The following is a 16,955-nucleotide window of genomic DNA, read 5'->3' as shown; positions in this document are numbered from 1 at the left end:
TTACCCTGAATAGCCGATTTTTTCTTTGATTTCTTTAAGAAAAGGCCGTGCTTTGTGCCGTGCTTTTTCCGCTCCATAACGAAGGATTTCATCAATTTCCCGAGGAGTGTCCATGAGCTCTTTATAGCGATGTCTGGGCTGCTCCAAATGCTTGTTCATGACCTGGAAAAGCTCCTGTTTCACTTCTCCCCATCCGATTCCCGATTGATAGCTGTTCCGCATCTGCGCCACTTCATTTTCAGAAGCAAATTCCCGATAGATTAAGAAGAGAGAAGATCGATCCGGGTCTTTTGGTTCCTGCGGCGGAGTGGAATCGGTGACGATCCGTTTGATTAATTTCTTCAATTCTTTTTCCTCACAAAAGAGAGGGATCGTATTATTATAGCTTTTGCTCATCTTCCTGCCATCAAGTCCAGGTACCACTGCTGTTGCTGTATCCACCTTGTATTGGGGAAGGGGGAAGGTTTCACCAAAAACACGGTTAAAGTGGGCCGCGATGTCCCTTGCTATTTCCACATGCTGAATTTGATCTTTTCCCACGGGAACGATATCCGACTGAAACAACAAAATATCGGACGCCATTAAAATGGGATAAGAGTAAACTCCGATGTTGATTCCGGCATCCTGATCAAGGTTGTTCTGTAAATTCTGATCTACGGCACCTTTATAAGCATGGGCGCGATTCATTAGTCCTTTGGGTGTAAGACAGGACAGAATCCAGGAGAGTTCCATAATTTCAGGCACATCCGCCTGCCTGTAAAACGTGGTTTTTTCGGGATCCAGACCTAGAGCAAGCCAGCTGGCAGCAATCCCATATACATAATCTTTAAACTGTCCGGCATCCTGAACGGTAGTCAGTGAGTGGTAGTCAGCGATAAAATAATAAGGCGAATATCCAGTTTCCCCAGCCAGCTGCAAGGCTGGCTTTATTGCGCCGATGTAATTGCCGACATGCGGCCGGCCGGTTGCTTTAATGCCTGTCAAAACGACTTTCTTTTCCATCTTTTCTCCTCCTGTTTCATTAAAAAAGGGGTAACCCGTCCCTGTAAAAGGACGAGTTACCCCGTGGTGCCACCTTAATTGAACCGCTCCAAACGCAGTCCGCTCAAAAAGTATCCAAATCCGAATACCTGCCTCCTTATAACGGCGAGACCCTTCCGTCAAAGCCTACTCCCGAGAGGTTTCGGTTTGAAGCTCAGAAGCCCATTCAATATCATTTCCACACTGGCTCGCACCGCCCGCCAGTTCTCTGAAGTGCAACGTGATATTTACTCTTCTTCTTCTACGCAAAATATAATTGTACTTATGTTATATTATGGAACTGGAAAAATCAAGATGTAATATTGGACAAAGGGACGATGCAGTCTGCCACATCATTTCTGGGTGAATTGACAACAGGAGAGACTTCAAAAGCTTCCATTTGTTCGCTCTCATAAGGAACAAGCAGCGATTTTAAATACTCGGTATCCTCAATAGAGGCATCCAGCCAGCTGTTTTGAGCTTCCTGGGACAAAATCACCGGCATGCGGTCATGAATGCTTTCCATCATCTTATTTGGCCTGGTGGTAATATGTGTACAGGACGTGATGATTTCTCCATTGTTGTCCCATTGGTCCCATAGACCGGCAAACGCAAACGGCCTGCCGCTTTTCAGCCGGATATGAAACGGCTGCTTTAACTTGTCTTCACGCTTCCACTCATAAAACCCATCTGCAATCACGAGGCAGCGCTTCGTTTTTAACGGACCCCTGAAAGATGATTTTTCGTCGACTGTTTCTGCCCGTGCATTGATCATTTTATAACCGATTTTGGGGTCTTTTGCCCAGAAGGGGATCAATCCCCAGCGGAACATTTGAGCTTTTCGGACTCCGCCGTCTGCGGTAACCACAAGAACATCCTGAGAAGGTGCAATGTTGAAACGTTTAGGCAATGTGCCTGGAATGGTAACATCAAACTCTTCCTGAATAAAATCCATATCGGCATATAACGAATATCTGCCGCACATAAGAAACAGCTCCTTTTTTTGTGGTACTTCCAGTTTAGCGTATCCATGCGTTTTTAACAAAAACAAAAAGACCCATGAAGATTCACGGGTCCTTTAAACAATGATTAGCCAACCACCACAAGCTCTTTTTCTTTTGTTTCCAGCTTTTCAGTAATGTCACGGGCAATCCAGACACCGCAGGCGCTCGCCTGGGCAAGTCCCCGTGTAATGCCAGCTCCGTCTCCGCCCACATACAGACCGGAAATCTCAGATTCAAACCGGTCATTGAGTTTTGGACGTGCAGAATAAAATTTGGCTTCCACTCCATAAAATAAGGTATGTTCTGAGGCAATACCAGGTGTAACTTCGTTCAGTGCTTCTGTCATCTCAATCAGGCTTTTCATTGTATTGTATGGAAGGACAAGTCCGAGATCACCAGGCACTGCTTCTTTTAATGTCGGATTAAGAAATCCTTCTTTCAGGCGCTTTTCTGTGGACCGGCGGCCTTTCTTGATATCTCCATATTTTTGGACAACGAGTCCGCCGGAAGATAACTGGTTGGCCAGCTTTGAAACCTCGTGGGCATATTCAGTCGGCTCATCAAACGGATCATCAAACTTATGGGAGACGAGAAGGGCAAAGTTCGTATTGGGGCTCCCAAGGGCCGGATCCTTGTAGGCATGACCATTGGCAAGCATAATTCCGGAGTGGTTTTCAACCACCACATGGCCGGAAGGGTTGCTGCAGAACGTACGGACGCGTGTGCCTACAGATGTATTGAATACAAATTTACCTTCGTATAAGTGTGTGTTGATTTCTTCCATCACCACGTTGGAAGTTTCGACGCGAACGCCGATGTCGACCTGATTGGCAGCCATTTTTAAACGGCGTTTTTTCAGGATTTTCGTCAGCCAGGATGACCCGTCACGGCCGGGGACTATCACAATTTTATCTGCGTTCAATATCGTGCCGTCCTTCAATTCCACACCAACAGCCCTGTGGGTTCCATCAATTTTTTCCGTAACAAGATCCAATACTTCAGCTTTATAGCGCATGCTGATCTTCTGTTTCAGATACTCATAGATGCTGGTCAGAATCTCCAGGTTTTGTTCTGTTCCCAGGTGGCGGACCTGTGCACGAAGAAGCTTCAGACCGGCAGCATACGCGCGCCGTTCGATATCCTTCACTTCATCTGTCAATGGGTCAGTAATGGTATCTGTCGCACCGTGTTCAAGGTTAATGCTGTCTACATATTTAATAAGATCAACAACAGTTTCTTCCGGCAGGTAATCTGTCATCCAGCCGCCGAATTCACTTGTTATGTTAAATTTCCCATCGGAATATGCCCCCGCTCCTCCAAAGCCGTTCGTAATGGAACAGGCAGGAAGACATCCGGCAAATTCTTTCCTTCCGGCAGCAGGTGGGCATTTTTGAATTTTCTTCTGCAAGATCGGGCAGTTTCTTGAGTAGATATCATGTCCTTTATCAACCAATAAAATGTTGGCATGCGGCATTTTGCGTGTCAATTCATAGCAGGCAAATATTCCAGCCGGTCCTGCGCCAACAACGATCACATCATACGTGTTATTCATTAAAAAACCTCCAGACATGTTGTCTCAACCTTAGTAACTATAGCAAAATCTGAAAATAAAAACAATATATTTTCGAACTTTTAGTAAAAATTAATATTTAATGTTCGGTTTTTGCTCTTTTATATGGAGTTATTACCTTTTTTGTTCATCAATTGTACCGAGGAAGCTATCATTAAAATTTTTCTTGTTTAAATACCAGCAAGCGGTAAGAGGAACGCTTGACTTTAGTAAGTTACATTTGTTACAATACTTACATAAAGTAAGTCGATTCTTGAAGGGAGCGAGAAAATTGGAAAAAAAAACAAGCGGAATTCATCATATTACGGCTATTGTGGGGAATCCACAGGAGAACGTTGATTTTTACGCAGGAGTGCTTGGTTTACGACTCGTGAAGAAAACTGTTAACTTTGATGACCCGGGCACATATCACCTTTATTTCGGAAATGAAGAGGGATCACCAGGAACCATCATGACCTTCTTTCCATGGCCAGGAGCCTACAGCGGAAGAACAGGTGCAGGGCAAGTCGGAGTCACTTCTTTTGTCGTGCCGGAGGGTTCACTTGATTTTTGGGAGAATCGTTTAAACACATTAAATGTATCGTTTGAAAAAACAGAGCGTTTTGGTGAACAATACCTGACGTTTGATGATCCGCACGGACTTCATCTTGAATTGGTAAGCCGCAGCGAAGGCAAGAACAGTGAATGGTCATTTGGCGGTGTATCAGCTGATGTGGCTATTAAAGGATTTGGAGGCGCTGTGTTACTTTCCGGTGCTCCTCATAAAACAATGAACTTGCTGGCAGACGTGATGGGTATGGAAAAAGTAGGAGAAGAAGGAGAGTATGTCCGGTTTAGAACAGCTTCGGATTTGGGAAATATCATTGATGTGAAAACAACCGCACAGCCAAGAGGCATGATGGGTACAGGTACAGTGCATCACATTGCCTGGCGTGCATCAGATTACGAAGACCATGAGCAATGGAGAAGCCATGTGGGGAACAACGGTTATGAAGTCACCCCTGTCATTGACAGGCAATATTTCAATGCGGTGTATTTCAGGGAATCAGGCGGCATTCTTTTTGAAATTGCGACTGATCCTCCCGGGTTTGCGCGCGATGAGCCAAAGGACGTTATGGGGAAAAACCTTCTACTCCCGCCTTGGCTTGAACCTGAACGTGAAAAAATCGAATCGGTATTGCTGCCTGCTGATGCCCGTGTACTAAAGGAGGACCAATCATAATGAAGCATATTTTTAAAAAAGGAACCAGTACAGATGCTCCAGTTTTGCTTTTGCTACATGGAACAGGAGGAAACGAGGAGGACCTCGTTCCTCTTGGTTCCCTCATTTCACCACAGTCATCCATCTTAAGTGTAAGGGGAAGTGTGCTGGAAAATGGCATGCCCCGCTTTTTCAAACGATTGGCGGAAGGCGTTTTTGACGAAGAAGATTTAAAGTTCCGTACAAAAGAACTGCACGCCTTTTTAGATGCGGCTGCAGACAAATATGAATTTGACCGCCAAAACGTGGTGGCAGTCGGCTACTCCAACGGCGCCAACATTGCGGGCAGTTTATTGTTTCATTATGAAGGAAGTTTGCGCGGAGCAGCTCTCCATCATCCGATGGTTCCGCTAAGAGGAATTCAGCTTCCGGTTTTACAGGGTGTAAACGTGTTTATCGGCGCCGGAAAGAATGACCCGATTTGTCCGCCGCAGGAAACCGAAGAGCTCGAACACCTTTTGAAAGAGGCTGGAGCCGAAGTGGAAACACATTGGGAAAATTTCGGCCATCAGCTTACACAGCCAGAAGCAGAGCGGGCCAGTGCCTGGTTTCAAAAATATTTTTTGTAAATGTTGATCCAGAGGAAGGAGAACATTCATGAAATCCATTGATCCATCACAATTATCTGACCGGGAAAATTATAAGTTTCTGACAGGAAGTGTGATCCCGAGGCCTGTAGCTTTTGTTACTTCCTTAACAAAAGAGGGTATATTGAATGCGGCGCCTTTCAGCTATTTCAATATTGTCAGTTCATCACCGCCGCTCATCTCTGTATCTGTCCAGCGCTCAAACGGGAAACCCAAGGACACCGCCAGGAATGCGATGGAGGCTGGAGAATTTGTGGTTCATATTTCCGATGAAAGCTATGTGGAAGCCATCAATAAGACAGCCGCAAGCCTTCCGCCCGATGAAAGCGAGGTGGAGCTTGCTACCCTCACTCCTGTGGAAAGTACGTCTGTCGGCGTTCCAGGTCTGCAGGAAGCAAGTATCCGGCTTGAATGTGTGCTCGACCAATCCATCCCCCTTGGCGGAAACGATGAGAATCCGTCATGCGATCTGCTGATCGGGCGTGTGGTCCATTATCATATTAAAGAGGATCTCTATCATGAGGGACGGATCGACGCTGCCGGGTTGAAACCGGTGAGCCGTCTGGCTGGCAACAATTATTCCAGGCTTGGTGATGTATTTACATTAGAACGGCCGAAATAGCAGCTGAATCGTATGCCGCATATTTTTTCAGGAGGGATCTTTAATGGAAAGAAGAGCTTTTGGAAAAACGGACATGGAAGTTTCAGTATTGGGATTTGGCGGGGCGGAAATCGGATATTCCGGTGCTACTGCAGAAACGGTGGACCGGCTGCTCGGCAGTGCGCTTGATGCAGGGCTGAATTTTATCGATACCGCAGAATGCTATGGCAATAGCGAGGAATTGATTGGCAAGACGATGTCTCACAGAAGGAACGACTTCTACCTGATCACCAAGTGCGGCCATGCCTCAGGATTTAATGCGCCTGATTGGGATCCGCAGATGCTTTCAGAAAGCATTGACCGCAGCCTGAAGCGGCTGAACACCGACCGGCTCGACGTTGTTCTTTTACACAGCTGCTCAAAGGATCTGTTGAAGCAGGGAGATGTCATCGAGGTTCTTGAACGGGCGAAGGAACAAGGGAAAACCCGTTATATCGGCTACAGCGGAGATAGTGAAGATGCTTTGTTTGCTATTCAAACCAATGCCTTTGATGTGTTTGAAACCTCGCTGAATATTGCCGATCAGGAAGCCATTGAACTGACTCTTCCCCAAGCACAGCAGCGGGGAATGGGTGTGATTGCGAAGCGCCCGATTGCGAATGTCGCCTGGAAAACAGGGGAAAAGCCGGACAATGAATACATTCAGGAATATTGGGAGCGGCTGCAGCAGCTGCAATACGATTTTTTGGATAAAGAACTGACAGAATCAGTAGAACGGGCTCTCCGTTTTACATTAAGTACTCCGGGTGTTCATACGGCAATTGTTGGAACGCAGAATCCGGAGCGGTGGAAGCAGAACGCCGAGCTGCTTGCTAAAGGAGCGTTACCGAAAGATGAGTATGAAGCCATCCGCAATGAATGGCAAAGGCAATCTCAGAAAAACTGGGTGGGCCAAGTATAAGAAAACAAAAAACAAGCCTTCATCCCGCATTTGGAGATGAAGGCTTGCTTTATTTCAGGAAAATAAATCCGATCATAATAATGGAGGGGATCCCATAAATCAGGGACTGCTGAAAGGTCATTTCCCTATCCAGTTTTTCCTTCCATGTCTTGTAAATCGAACGTTTATTAACATACCAATTTCCGCTGTTCATGAAAATGCACCTCTTTTTTGTAAGGGATTTTTTTAAAAATTCGTAGAATGTATTACTTTGAAATTTCCCGTAAAGACATATTTTTAACCCTTTATTGGACAGAAACAACAGATTTTTAACGAAATTGTGGTAGCATAGTGAAGAACGAAATGAGAAAAAAAGGGTTATTGCTACGATTATCTTTTTAAATGGATTAAAATAGAAAAAGAGAGTGAAAAGCCAGGAGGGAAAGTGGAAGTGAAACAAAAATTAGGTATATTGTTGATCGCGTTGCTGCTCATGGTGATTGCCGGGTGTTCCGACAGTCCAAATCCCGAGCCCCGAATTAAAGAATATATGAAAAACTGGCAATCTATGAACTTTGATAAGATGTACGGCATGCTGTCGGACAGCAGCAAGAAATCGATCAGTAAGGATGACTTTGTAAAAAAATACTCCGCGATTTACGGCGGAATCAACGCTCAAAACCTATCCATCAAGCCCGTAATTCCTAAGGAAGAGCCGGAACCTGATAAAAATGGAAACATTACGTATACATACAATGTGAAAATGGATACAGTGGCTGGCCCTGTAAACTATAAGCACAAGATAAAAATGAAGGAACAGGAAAAGAACGACAAGAAGAATTGGTACATGAATTGGGACTACTCACAGATCTTCCCGGGAATGGATAAGGGTGATAAGGTCAGAGTCCAGACTAACAAAGCAAAGCGCGGAGAGATACTCGACCGCAATGGCAATGGGCTAGCGGTTAACGGGATGGCTTATCAGGTCGGGATTGTTCCGCAGGACCTTCCCGAGAATAAAGATGCCAGTAAAAAAGAACTGGCAAAGGTGCTTGGCATTGACAAGAAAACCATTGATAATGCACTGAATGCTTCATGGGTGCAGCCTGGCTTCTTTGTTCCTGTTAAAACCGTCGCCGAAGATGATCCCCGTCTGAAAAAGGCGGAAAAGATTAAAGGGGTTTCCACCCAGTCGATCGAGACAAGGGTTTATCCGTATAAGGAAGCCGCGTCGCATCTTACGGGGTTCGTTCAGCCAATTAAAGCTGATGAACTTAAGAAACTCCAATCTCAAGGCTATGAATCTACCGACGTTATCGGAAGAAGAGGGCTTGAAAAGTTTTATGAGAAACAGCTCCGCGGAACAAACGGCGGTGTTATCCGTATTGTGGATTCGGCCGAAAGCGAAAAAAGGAAAGTGGCTGAAAAAGAAGCAGTAGACGGAAAATCAGTGACCTTGAACATTGATATGTATTTACAGTCTGATCTGTACAAGCAAATGAAGAAGGATGTTGGCACCGCTTCTGCAATCAATCCAAAAACCGGCGAAGTATTGGCGCTTGTTAACAGCCCGGGGTTCGACCCGAATGATTTTGTACTGGGCATTTCCTCTTCCAAATATCAAAGCCTGGAAAAAGATCCAAAGCAGCCGATGCTGAACCGTTTCGCTTATACTTACGCACCCGGATCAACCTTCAAGCCGATTACAGCGTCCATCGGTTTGGAAACAAACAAACTGGATCCAAATAAGGAAGTTCAGATATCGGGCAAAAAGTGGCAGAAAAAGGGCTGGGACAAGAAATTTGTAACCCGAGTGGCGACAGTGCCGTCAGTCAATCTGGAGAAGGCACTGATGTACTCTGATAACATTTATTTTGCTCAAACCGCACTGGCCATTGGCAAAGACGATATGGTAAAAGGAGCAGAAAAGTTTGGGTTCAATGAAGATATACCATTTGAACTGGACTTTGAAAATTCTTCTCTGACAAAGGATGATATCAATTCAGAAGGCATGCTTGCCGATACAGGTTACGGGCAGGGCAGAGTGGAAATGAATATCCTGCACCTTGGACTCTCCTATACACCGTTTATCAACAATGGCAACCTGATTGCTCCAAAATTGGAGAAGGAAGACAAGCCTGAACAAAAAGTCTGGAAGAAAAATGTGATTTCGCCTGAAACAGCTTCCCGGATCCGCAGTGATCTTGTGAAGGTTGTGGAGGACAAAAGAGGAACCGGATATAAGCCTCCTTTGAAAAATATTGCTCTTGCAGGTAAGACAGGCACTGCGGAACTGAAGTCCAAGATAGGTGAAAAAGGTAAGGAAAATGGCTACTTCGTGGCATTTAATCAAAAAGATCCAAGTCTTTTGATCTCCATGATGATCGAGGGAGTTCAGGAAAAAGGCGGCAGCCACTACGTCGTGCCGAAAGTGAAAAATACATTTAAATCGTATATGAAAGAAAAGCCTCTTCGTTAAGAAGAGGTTTTTCCAGCCTCAGGGAAGAAACATAGTATGTATATTTTCTTTCATTCATTAGACAAAGGGTGATCTTCATGCAAACTCCACTGCTTTTTAATATGAATATCGGCACACAAAAACCGGAAAGCATCAGGAATACCGCAACCAAGTGCCCGTTTTGCGAGCGCGAAAGCCTCACGGATATCCTTGAAGAAAAGGGAGATATCATTTGGCTGAAGAACAAGTATCCCGTGCTGGCCGATGCCTTTCAAACCGTTTTGATTGAAACGAAGGATTGCTTTTCAGAGCTATCCGAGTACAGCAAAGACCATCTCTACACATTGCTGGACTTTGGACTTCAAGCGTGGGAAAAAACAATTGAAAGCGGAGAATACAAGTCCGTTATCTTTTTTAAAAATCATGGCCCGTTTTCCGGTGGAACGCTTCGCCATCCACATATGCAGATTATTGGTTTCAAAGATGCGGATTACCACGACAACATCAGTGCCTCCCAGTTCGAGGGTATAACGATTGATAGCCAGAAAGGAATTGAATTTAACATTTCCACTAAACCCAAAATGGGATTTTATGAACTGAATATTCTTATGAAGGACCGGGGAAAAACGAAGGAGCTGGCGGATTACATCCAGTTGTCCACACATTTCCTGCTGAATCATTTCAATAAAAACTGCAGCAGCTATAACCTTTTCTTTTACCGGTTGGATGAAACCATCATCGCGAAAGTGGTGCCGCGCTTTGCGGCTTCTCCGCTTTATGTTGGCTATTCCTTTCCGCAAGTCGCAAGCAATATTGATGCTGTTGCAGAAAAAATCAAATCACTCTATTTATAGGACAATCCTTACATATCAATAATGTGCAGGTGAACGGGAAGGGGATCAAGGGAGTTGGGGGAGAAAAAAGTAACGTGGCTGGAACTTTTTTATGATTTATTATTCGTGGCAGCAGTAGCCAAAGCCACACATGCTATATTGCACGTCGAAGAAGGTTATATTCATACGGAATATCTCGTGAAATTTGTGTTAATGTTTATTCCCATTTGGTGGGCATGGACAGGGCAGACCATGTTCGTTAACCGGTTTGGAGAGGACTCTTCGTATCAGCGGCTATTTATGATTTTTCAAATGGTTTTTGTACTGACCATGATCTCCAGCCTGTCTGTAGATTTTGATCACTATTATCTTTCATTTCTTATTGGGTATCTTGGGCTGAGAGGATTAACGGCCATTCAGTATCTGGTTGTACAGAACGTGGAAGAAGGCGATGTGAAGCGCGTTGCCTGGTATTTGGGAAGGACGTTTTGGATCGGCATCGCGGTGTCCTCTCTGTCCCTTTTCTTTGATTCATGGATTCGTTACGCGGTTCTGTACGCAGGCATTGCCATTGATATGCTGATGCCCATTGCGGGACGCCGCTATCTTGTAAAAGGCCCGCCGCAAACCGCTCATTTGCTGGAGCGATTTGGTTTATTAACCTTGATTCTCTTTGGAGAAACGGTCGTCAGTACGCTGGCCGTCATGCAGCCGCAAAAAGGGGATTGGAACTCCATTTCCTTCTCCGTTGTTTCTTTCATCCTGATCATCGCCATGTGGTGGCAGTATTTTGATAACGTGGAGAAGAAGGTGAACAAGGAAATTCAGACGGCGGGGCAGACGATCATATACGGCCATTTGTTCATTTTAATGTCGTTGAGCATGATTGCTGCTTCCATCCAGCTGCTGTTTTTGCAGGAGGTCGACTACTCATTCATCCTGTATTTCGTATTTGGCTCTGTGTTTGTTTACTTCGTGGCGACCACGCTTGTCTTTCATCAGTACAGGTACGAAAAAGATCGGTTAGGCTATCTTCATCTCGGGCTATTTTTAGGCATTCTTGCTGCTTTCTTTATTATTAATCTTTCAGTCGTCACACCAAATATCATGATCATTGGTGAACTGGCTCTGTTTTTTATTCTTTATGCTGCACTCACCACAAGGTAATGCGATGAAAAAGACGCTGTGTCTCACTTCACACAGCGTCTTTTCTCTGTTTTACTCTGACCCGCTTGGATCCACTTCATCCCATGACATGGTGGTTACTTCTGTGTACTCTCCGTTTTCAACCTCTTCTTGTGTTGCGTCTTGATTTAATTCCTCTGCATCATTCATTCCGGATGCAACAGTAGGTTCGTCTTTATGGTCTCTTTTCATGATGTTCTTCCTTTCTTCCATTGGATATTTTGAAGTATCCCCATGTAATTAGGGAATTACTCCCATACGTCCCTTTTCTTCAGGGAAAACAAGGGATTTTCAAGCCTTTGGTGAAGTAGTAAATTAGGTACAATTGAGGACTCGTAACCACAATCCAAGGGAGGTAATGAATAATGATGAATGTGCCTTTACGTGTTACAGCGATGATGGAGCACGCCGAACGGTTTTTCCCGAAAAAGACGGTTGTCAGCCGGACGGCTTCCGGTATTCGAACCTTTACGTATCGCGAAATAGCCAATCGGACAAGACGATTGAGCAGCGCGCTGAAAAAACTGGGTGTCCAAAAAGGTGATAAGGTAGGGACGCTGGCCTGGAATCATCACCGCCACCTGGAAGCTTATTTTGGGATTCCCGGTGCAGAAGCAGTTCTTCATACGATCAATATTCGCTTGTCACCGGCTCACATTGCCTATATTATCAATCATGCAGAAGACAAAGTGCTTTTGATTGATCAGGATATATTGCCGTTGATCGAAGCGATCAGGGATGAAATTTCAGGGGTACACTCGTTCATTTTGATGACCGATGAACCGGAACTTCCTGATTCGCCATTAAAGCCGCTTTATCATTATGAAGCCTTGCTGGATGAAGGCGATCCGAACTTTGCTTTTAATCCGGATATTGATGAGAATGAGCCGGCTGGTATGTGCTATACCTCTGCGACTACAGGAAACCCAAAAGGTGTTGTGTATTCTCACAGGGGTATTGTTCTACACAGTATGGCACTCGGCCATGTGGACGGAGGAAGTGTCTCGGAATCCGATATCTGCATGCCCGTCGTTCCGATGTTCCACGTAAATGCCTGGGGCCTTCCTTTTGCGGCGGTCTGGTTCGGAACCACCCAGGTGCTACCGGGACCGCAGTTCACACCGAAACTTCTGGCGGACCTCATTGAACAGGAGAACGTCACCATTACGGCAGGGGTGCCGACGATCTGGCTGGGGTTACTGAAGGAGCTTGATGAAGGGAAATATGACACAAGCAGTCTTCGCTATGTTTTATGCGGTGGCTCAGCGGCGCCTAAAGGACTTATTCAAGCGTTTGAATCCAGGCATAACATCCCGTTTGCCCACGCCTATGGCATGACGGAAACCAGTCCTCTCGTTGTTTTTTCCCGGATCAAAAGCTATCAGCAGGATCTTAGCGATGAAGAAAAGCTGAACATCCGCGCGAAGCAGGGCTACCTTGTACCGGGTGTGGAAATGAAGGTGCAAGGCGCAAACGGTGAGGTGAAATGGGATGGCAATGAAATGGGAGAGCTTCTTCTCCGCGGCAACTGGATCGCCGATGAATATTACGGTGAAGAACAATCTGCCTCATTTACAGACGGCTGGCTTCATACCGGTGATGTTGTCACAGTCGATGGGGAAGGTACTATAAAAATTGTGGACCGGACGAAAGATTTAATTAAAAGCGGGGGAGAATGGATTTCTTCTGTTGATCTTGAAAACGCTCTCATCGCACATGAAGATATATTTGAGGCTTGCGTGGTTGCAGTCCCTGATCCTGAATGGCAGGAGCGGCCCATTGCCTGTGTGGTTTTGAAGGAGGAAGCCCGGGGCAAGGTCACGAAGGAAGACATCAAAGAATATTTAAAACCGCAGTTTGCAAAATGGTGGATCCCGGACGATGTTCTGTTTATGGACGAAATTCCGAAAACATCGGTCGGCAAGTTTTTAAAACGAGCCCTCAGAGATCAGGTTCGGGATCACTATGCGAGTGAAGGAACAGTAGAGACGAAATAAACCACGGCTGCCTCTGCTTTAAGCACAGGCAGCTTCTTCATGAAAAGAACAGAGGTGTCCAACATGTTAATCACAGAACTTCAGTTTAAAGATGAACTCCTGAAAACGATTATTGATAACGCCTTCCATTGTGTGGTGGTTGTTGATATCAATGGCTTCATCACCTATTTAAATCAGGCGTATTGCGATTTTATCAAAGTGGATCAGCACGAATCGATCGGAAGGCATGTAACCGATGTAATTGAAAATACGAGAATGCATATTGTGGCCAGAACCGGAAAAGAGGAAATAGCCGATCTGCAGTTTATCGAGGGAAACTATATGATCGCGGACCGTCTTCCCATCCGCCAGGGCGGCATGGTTGTTGGTGCAGTCGGGACCGTTACCTTCAGGGATACGGAAGAATGGCGGACGATGAACTCCCATATTAAAAATCTGTTAACGGAACTCGAATATTACCGAAGTGTGCAGGAGGAGAATACAGGGGCAAAATATTCCCTGCATGACATTGTAGGCTCATCATCCGAGATTAAGGTTTTGAAGGAACGGATCAAAAAAGTAGCAGCCAGTGACGTTTCGGTGCTGATCCGGGGAGAAAGCGGGACGGGCAAGGAACTGTTTGCCCACAGCATCCATCAATTAAGTGAACGCTCGAATAAGTCGTTCATCAAGGTCAATTGCGGTGCCATCCCGGAGCATCTTTTGGAATCAGAGCTGTTCGGCTACGAGGAAGGCGCGTTTACCGGTGCCAAAAAAGGAGGCAAGCCAGGCAAATTCCAGCTGGCTGACGGAGGAACCATTTTACTCGATGAGATTGGCGATATGCCCCTTCACATGCAGGTGAAGCTTCTCCGTGTGCTTCAGGACAGGGAAGTGGAGGCGGTCGGCAGCGTAAAGCCTGTAAAGGTGGATGTTCGTGTAATCGCGGCCACCAATAAACCGCTGGAGAAAATGGTGGAGGAACAGCGGTTTCGTGAGGATCTTTTTTACCGCATCAATGTCATTCAGGTGAACATCCCGCCATTGCGTGACCGGCCGGAGGATATTAAAGAGCTTTCAGGACATTTTCTTGCCAAAATCAATAAGCGTTCCGGCCGCCGCATCCTTGGTCTCCAGGAGGACGTTGCCAGTTTGCTGGACCGCCACAATTGGCCCGGCAATGCCCGCGAGTTAGAAAACGTCATCGAAGCTGCCATTCATTTGTGTCAAGGGGAGCGGATTACCAAAGAGGCCCTTCCCGATTATTTAAAAGAAGTCTCCGTATTGTCCCTGGGCAAACGCAGCCTGAAGGAAATCATGGAAGAAACCGAAAAGCGTGTGTTGCAGGCGGCACTGAGGGAGCATCATGGCGACCGGCTGAAAACCGCCCACACCCTCGGCATTGGCAAGACCAGTTTATACGACAAGCTGAAGAAGTATGGAGTGGAGTGAGGTTGATTTTTGGGATAGATCACGGGGGCGGTAGTTGACATAATCGGGTTTTGGCGGGTAAATATCATGAAATGGCGTGTATTTGAAAATTATGGCGTGTATTTGGCCAAGAATGGCGGGTAAATCTCTCATAATGGCGGGTATTGTGAAAACTAATAAAATTCGGAGAAGGATCAAGTGCAAATTCCTTCTCCGGTTAACCAAAATCGAAAGGATGGAGCTATTTGATCGTAAAAGAACGCAAAATGCCACTCATTCTTCAAAAAATGGAGGCGTTACTACGGAGAATTCCTGAACATCATCCAAAAAGAAAAGAAATAGAAGCTAGTTTTTATAAATATATGGCCGGATACAGAGGGGAAGAGTCACTGGACTACCCATTGAGCTTTCTTCACGAAAAAGAATACTTTATTCTTCATGATTTAAGGCTTTGGGATGGTGTTCGCTATTTTCAAATGGATACCCTAATTGTTTCTCCTGCTTTTATCTTGGTATTAGAGGTGAAAAATTTCACAGGAACGCTTGTTTTTGATCAGGAGTTCAGCCAATTAATTCGTTTAAGCGAAGAAAAGGAAGAGGCATTTCCCGATCCGCTTCTGCAAGTCCAGCGACAAGAAAAACAATTGAATGTTTGGTTGGAAAATCACCGCTTTGAGAAAATCCCCATAGAAGCCCTCGTTATAATCAGCAGTCCGTATACACTTATTAAAAACCCTATTAAACCTCAAATAGGCCTTAATGAAAAGGTCCTCCATACAGGGAAACTTATGAATAAAATAGATGAATTAAAAAGTCGCTATACAAATCATCTAATTACCGATAAACTCATCCGTAAGCTGATTCGGCAGCTGCAAAAAGAACATACTCCATTAGAAGTAGATGTTTTACAACGTTTTAAAATACAGCCTGGTGAAATCTTAAAAGGTGTTCATTGTATGGATTGCGGTTATCTGCCCATGAAAAGGATGTCAGCAAAATGGATCTGTTCACAATGTTTGGCGACATCCAAAAATGCCCATCTTATCGCATTGCACGATTATAAGCTGCTGCTTGGCGAGAGCATCAGCAATCGGGAATTCAGACATTTTTTATTTGTCCCCTCGGCTTCCGTGGCACAAAAATTACTTTGTTCCATGAACCTTCCAGTTACGGGCTCCTTCAAAAACCGAAAATACTTCCTGCACTTTCCTGATTAATCCTCTTCTCCCCAATTCACTTTGCTGATTTTCCATGCAGACCATGGTGTCAGCCGGGCGACGGTGATGTGAACCATCCTCTTTTCCACACCTTCATTTTTTCTGTAAATGATCGTTTTGATGGGAATAACGGTTTTGAATGTACGATGTTTTTTGGATTCTTTTCCCCGGATATCATAATGGATGGCAGTGACACCTTTCCCCGTTTTCAAAAGCCTCTTTCGCAAATCGCCTTTTTCCGGAAGGACAGGCTTCATCAGATCTGGATCATTTTCCTTGAGCGATAATAAGTACATTTGAACAACCTGATGCGGGTTGGCATGATGGGCGTAATCTTCAAGTTTTCCCCCCGCTTTTAAGATCATCAGTTTATGGGACGGATCTGCGTTTCGAGTTTTATGGGTGGTGCTTCCGGCGAAATGAATGCAAAAATGGCCCGGAAAGCCGTTTGGAAGTGCTCCGGCTCCGTGGGGCATGCCATGCATGGAAGCTGCCAGCATTTTTCCCTTAACCGGTATGAGAATGGCCCGCCGGCGCCAGCTCCATTTGCCATTGTAAAGGTATTTCAGAACAGCCGTGTCCTTATAGGTCAGGGGCTGGACGTCGGCATGTTTGTTTCCGGCACGGCGCTGTACGGATAAATAAAAACCGGTTTCCAGGTCAATGACCTTGAATTTTTTTCCGGTAGGCAGAAGCTCGTTTACTTTTTCCCACTTTAAAATAGTTCCTTTTTCTGGAACAGGATAGACGGTGAAAGGAAATTCACTTGCCTCTGCTGCTTGAAATGGAATGAACATCAGAATAATAACGAAAAGAAACGCTATACGGGTTTGTCGGCTGGGCATGTCTTTTAACTCCTTGATAGTAGTATC

At 45.2% G+C, this 16,955-nt stretch carries 16 protein-coding genes and 1 other annotated feature; of the genes, 10 read left to right on the top strand and 6 right to left on the bottom strand.

Features of this window, described 5'->3' with window-relative positions; genetic code table 11:
• The 3 genes from QYB97_RS14110 to QYB97_RS14100 form a co-directional block, all read right to left on the bottom strand.
• Window positions 1–1,002, bottom strand: coding sequence for a tryptophan--tRNA ligase (locus QYB97_RS14110; protein WP_301166647.1), 1,002 nt, complete (start codon window positions 1,000–1,002; stop codon window positions 1–3).
• A gap of 44 nt (window positions 1,003–1,046) precedes the next feature.
• Window positions 1,047–1,294: a binding site (T-box leader), on the bottom strand.
• 36 nt (window positions 1,295–1,330) lie between these two features.
• Entirely contained in the window at window positions 1,331–2,005 is a 675-nt protein-coding gene (locus QYB97_RS14105) for an SOS response-associated peptidase (RefSeq protein ID WP_301166646.1), read from the bottom strand.
• Between the two features lie 104 nt (window positions 2,006–2,109).
• Window positions 2,110–3,576 (bottom strand): NAD(P)/FAD-dependent oxidoreductase, encoded by a 1,467-nt coding sequence (locus tag QYB97_RS14100; protein WP_301166645.1) that lies wholly within the window; start codon window positions 3,574–3,576, stop codon window positions 2,110–2,112.
• Between the two features lie 289 nt (window positions 3,577–3,865).
• Between QYB97_RS14100 and QYB97_RS14095 the strand changes: the two genes are divergently transcribed.
• From QYB97_RS14095 to QYB97_RS14080, 4 genes are read left to right on the top strand one after another with little or no spacing between them, the layout of a single operon-like run.
• A complete protein-coding gene (locus tag QYB97_RS14095; protein ID WP_301166644.1) occupies window positions 3,866–4,816 on the top strand; it encodes a ring-cleaving dioxygenase in 951 nt (316 codons plus the stop codon).
• Window positions 4,816–5,424 carry an alpha/beta hydrolase gene (locus QYB97_RS14090; RefSeq protein WP_301166643.1) on the top strand — a complete coding sequence of 203 codons (609 nt, stop codon included), beginning with the start codon at window positions 4,816–4,818 and terminating at the stop codon, window positions 5,422–5,424. Before QYB97_RS14095 ends, QYB97_RS14090 begins: the two co-directional genes overlap by 1 nt.
• A gap of 28 nt (window positions 5,425–5,452) precedes the next feature.
• Entirely contained in the window at window positions 5,453–6,064 is a 612-nt protein-coding gene (locus QYB97_RS14085) for a flavin reductase family protein (RefSeq protein ID WP_301166642.1), read from the top strand.
• A 43-nt stretch (window positions 6,065–6,107) separates the two neighbouring features.
• Window positions 6,108–7,004: an aldo/keto reductase gene (locus tag QYB97_RS14080; RefSeq protein WP_301166641.1), complete on the top strand. Its 897-nt coding sequence runs from the start codon at window positions 6,108–6,110 to the stop codon at window positions 7,002–7,004.
• Window positions 7,005–7,053: 49 nt separating this feature from the next.
• Here the strand turns inward: QYB97_RS14080 and QYB97_RS14075 are convergent, their stop codons facing one another.
• The gene (locus tag QYB97_RS14075) at window positions 7,054–7,197 is read right to left on the bottom strand and encodes a hypothetical protein (protein WP_301166640.1); all 144 of its coding nucleotides are present in this window, start codon (window positions 7,195–7,197) and stop codon (window positions 7,054–7,056) included.
• 237 nt (window positions 7,198–7,434) lie between these two features.
• On the opposite strand from QYB97_RS14075, the gene QYB97_RS14070 reads away from it, so the two are divergent.
• From QYB97_RS14070 to QYB97_RS14060, 3 genes are all read left to right on the top strand, one after another.
• The gene (locus QYB97_RS14070; protein ID WP_301166639.1) at window positions 7,435–9,462 is read left to right on the top strand and encodes a penicillin-binding transpeptidase domain-containing protein; all 2,028 of its coding nucleotides are present in this window, start codon (window positions 7,435–7,437) and stop codon (window positions 9,460–9,462) included.
• A gap of 77 nt (window positions 9,463–9,539) precedes the next feature.
• Window positions 9,540–10,295 carry a DUF4931 domain-containing protein gene (locus tag QYB97_RS14065; RefSeq protein WP_301166638.1) on the top strand — a complete coding sequence of 252 codons (756 nt, stop codon included), beginning with the start codon at window positions 9,540–9,542 and terminating at the stop codon, window positions 10,293–10,295.
• 54 nt (window positions 10,296–10,349) lie between these two features.
• On the top strand, window positions 10,350–11,441 hold the full coding sequence (locus QYB97_RS14060) for a low temperature requirement protein A (protein WP_301166637.1): 1,092 nt from the start codon (window positions 10,350–10,352) through the stop codon (window positions 11,439–11,441).
• A 51-nt stretch (window positions 11,442–11,492) separates the two neighbouring features.
• Here the strand turns inward: QYB97_RS14060 and QYB97_RS14055 are convergent, their stop codons facing one another.
• On the bottom strand, window positions 11,493–11,651 hold the full coding sequence (locus QYB97_RS14055) for a hypothetical protein (RefSeq protein ID WP_301166636.1): 159 nt from the start codon (window positions 11,649–11,651) through the stop codon (window positions 11,493–11,495).
• A gap of 173 nt (window positions 11,652–11,824) precedes the next feature.
• Between QYB97_RS14055 and QYB97_RS14050 the strand changes: the two genes are divergently transcribed.
• From QYB97_RS14050 to QYB97_RS14040, 3 genes are all read left to right on the top strand, one after another.
• Window positions 11,825–13,456 (top strand): long-chain fatty acid--CoA ligase, encoded by a 1,632-nt coding sequence (locus QYB97_RS14050; RefSeq protein WP_301166635.1) that lies wholly within the window; start codon window positions 11,825–11,827, stop codon window positions 13,454–13,456.
• Between the two features lie 63 nt (window positions 13,457–13,519).
• The gene (locus QYB97_RS14045; RefSeq protein ID WP_301166634.1) at window positions 13,520–14,887 is read left to right on the top strand and encodes a sigma-54 interaction domain-containing protein; all 1,368 of its coding nucleotides are present in this window, start codon (window positions 13,520–13,522) and stop codon (window positions 14,885–14,887) included.
• Window positions 14,888–15,111: 224 nt separating this feature from the next.
• On the top strand, window positions 15,112–16,083 hold the full coding sequence (locus QYB97_RS14040; protein WP_301166633.1) for a nuclease-related domain-containing protein: 972 nt from the start codon (window positions 15,112–15,114) through the stop codon (window positions 16,081–16,083).
• Here QYB97_RS14040 and QYB97_RS14035 read toward each other — a convergent pair.
• Window positions 16,080–16,928: a hypothetical protein gene (locus tag QYB97_RS14035; protein WP_301166632.1), complete on the bottom strand. Its 849-nt coding sequence runs from the start codon at window positions 16,926–16,928 to the stop codon at window positions 16,080–16,082. The two genes, QYB97_RS14040 and QYB97_RS14035, sit on opposite strands and share 4 nt — an antisense overlap.
• Window positions 16,929–16,955 lie beyond the last annotated feature (27 nt).

The sequence above is a fragment of the Fictibacillus fluitans genome (assembly GCF_030418125.1).
In the GTDB taxonomy this organism is placed as follows: Bacteria; Bacillota; Bacilli; order Bacillales; family Fictibacillaceae; genus Fictibacillus_C; species Fictibacillus_C fluitans.
This window is presented reverse-complemented; position numbering and strand designations above follow the sequence as displayed.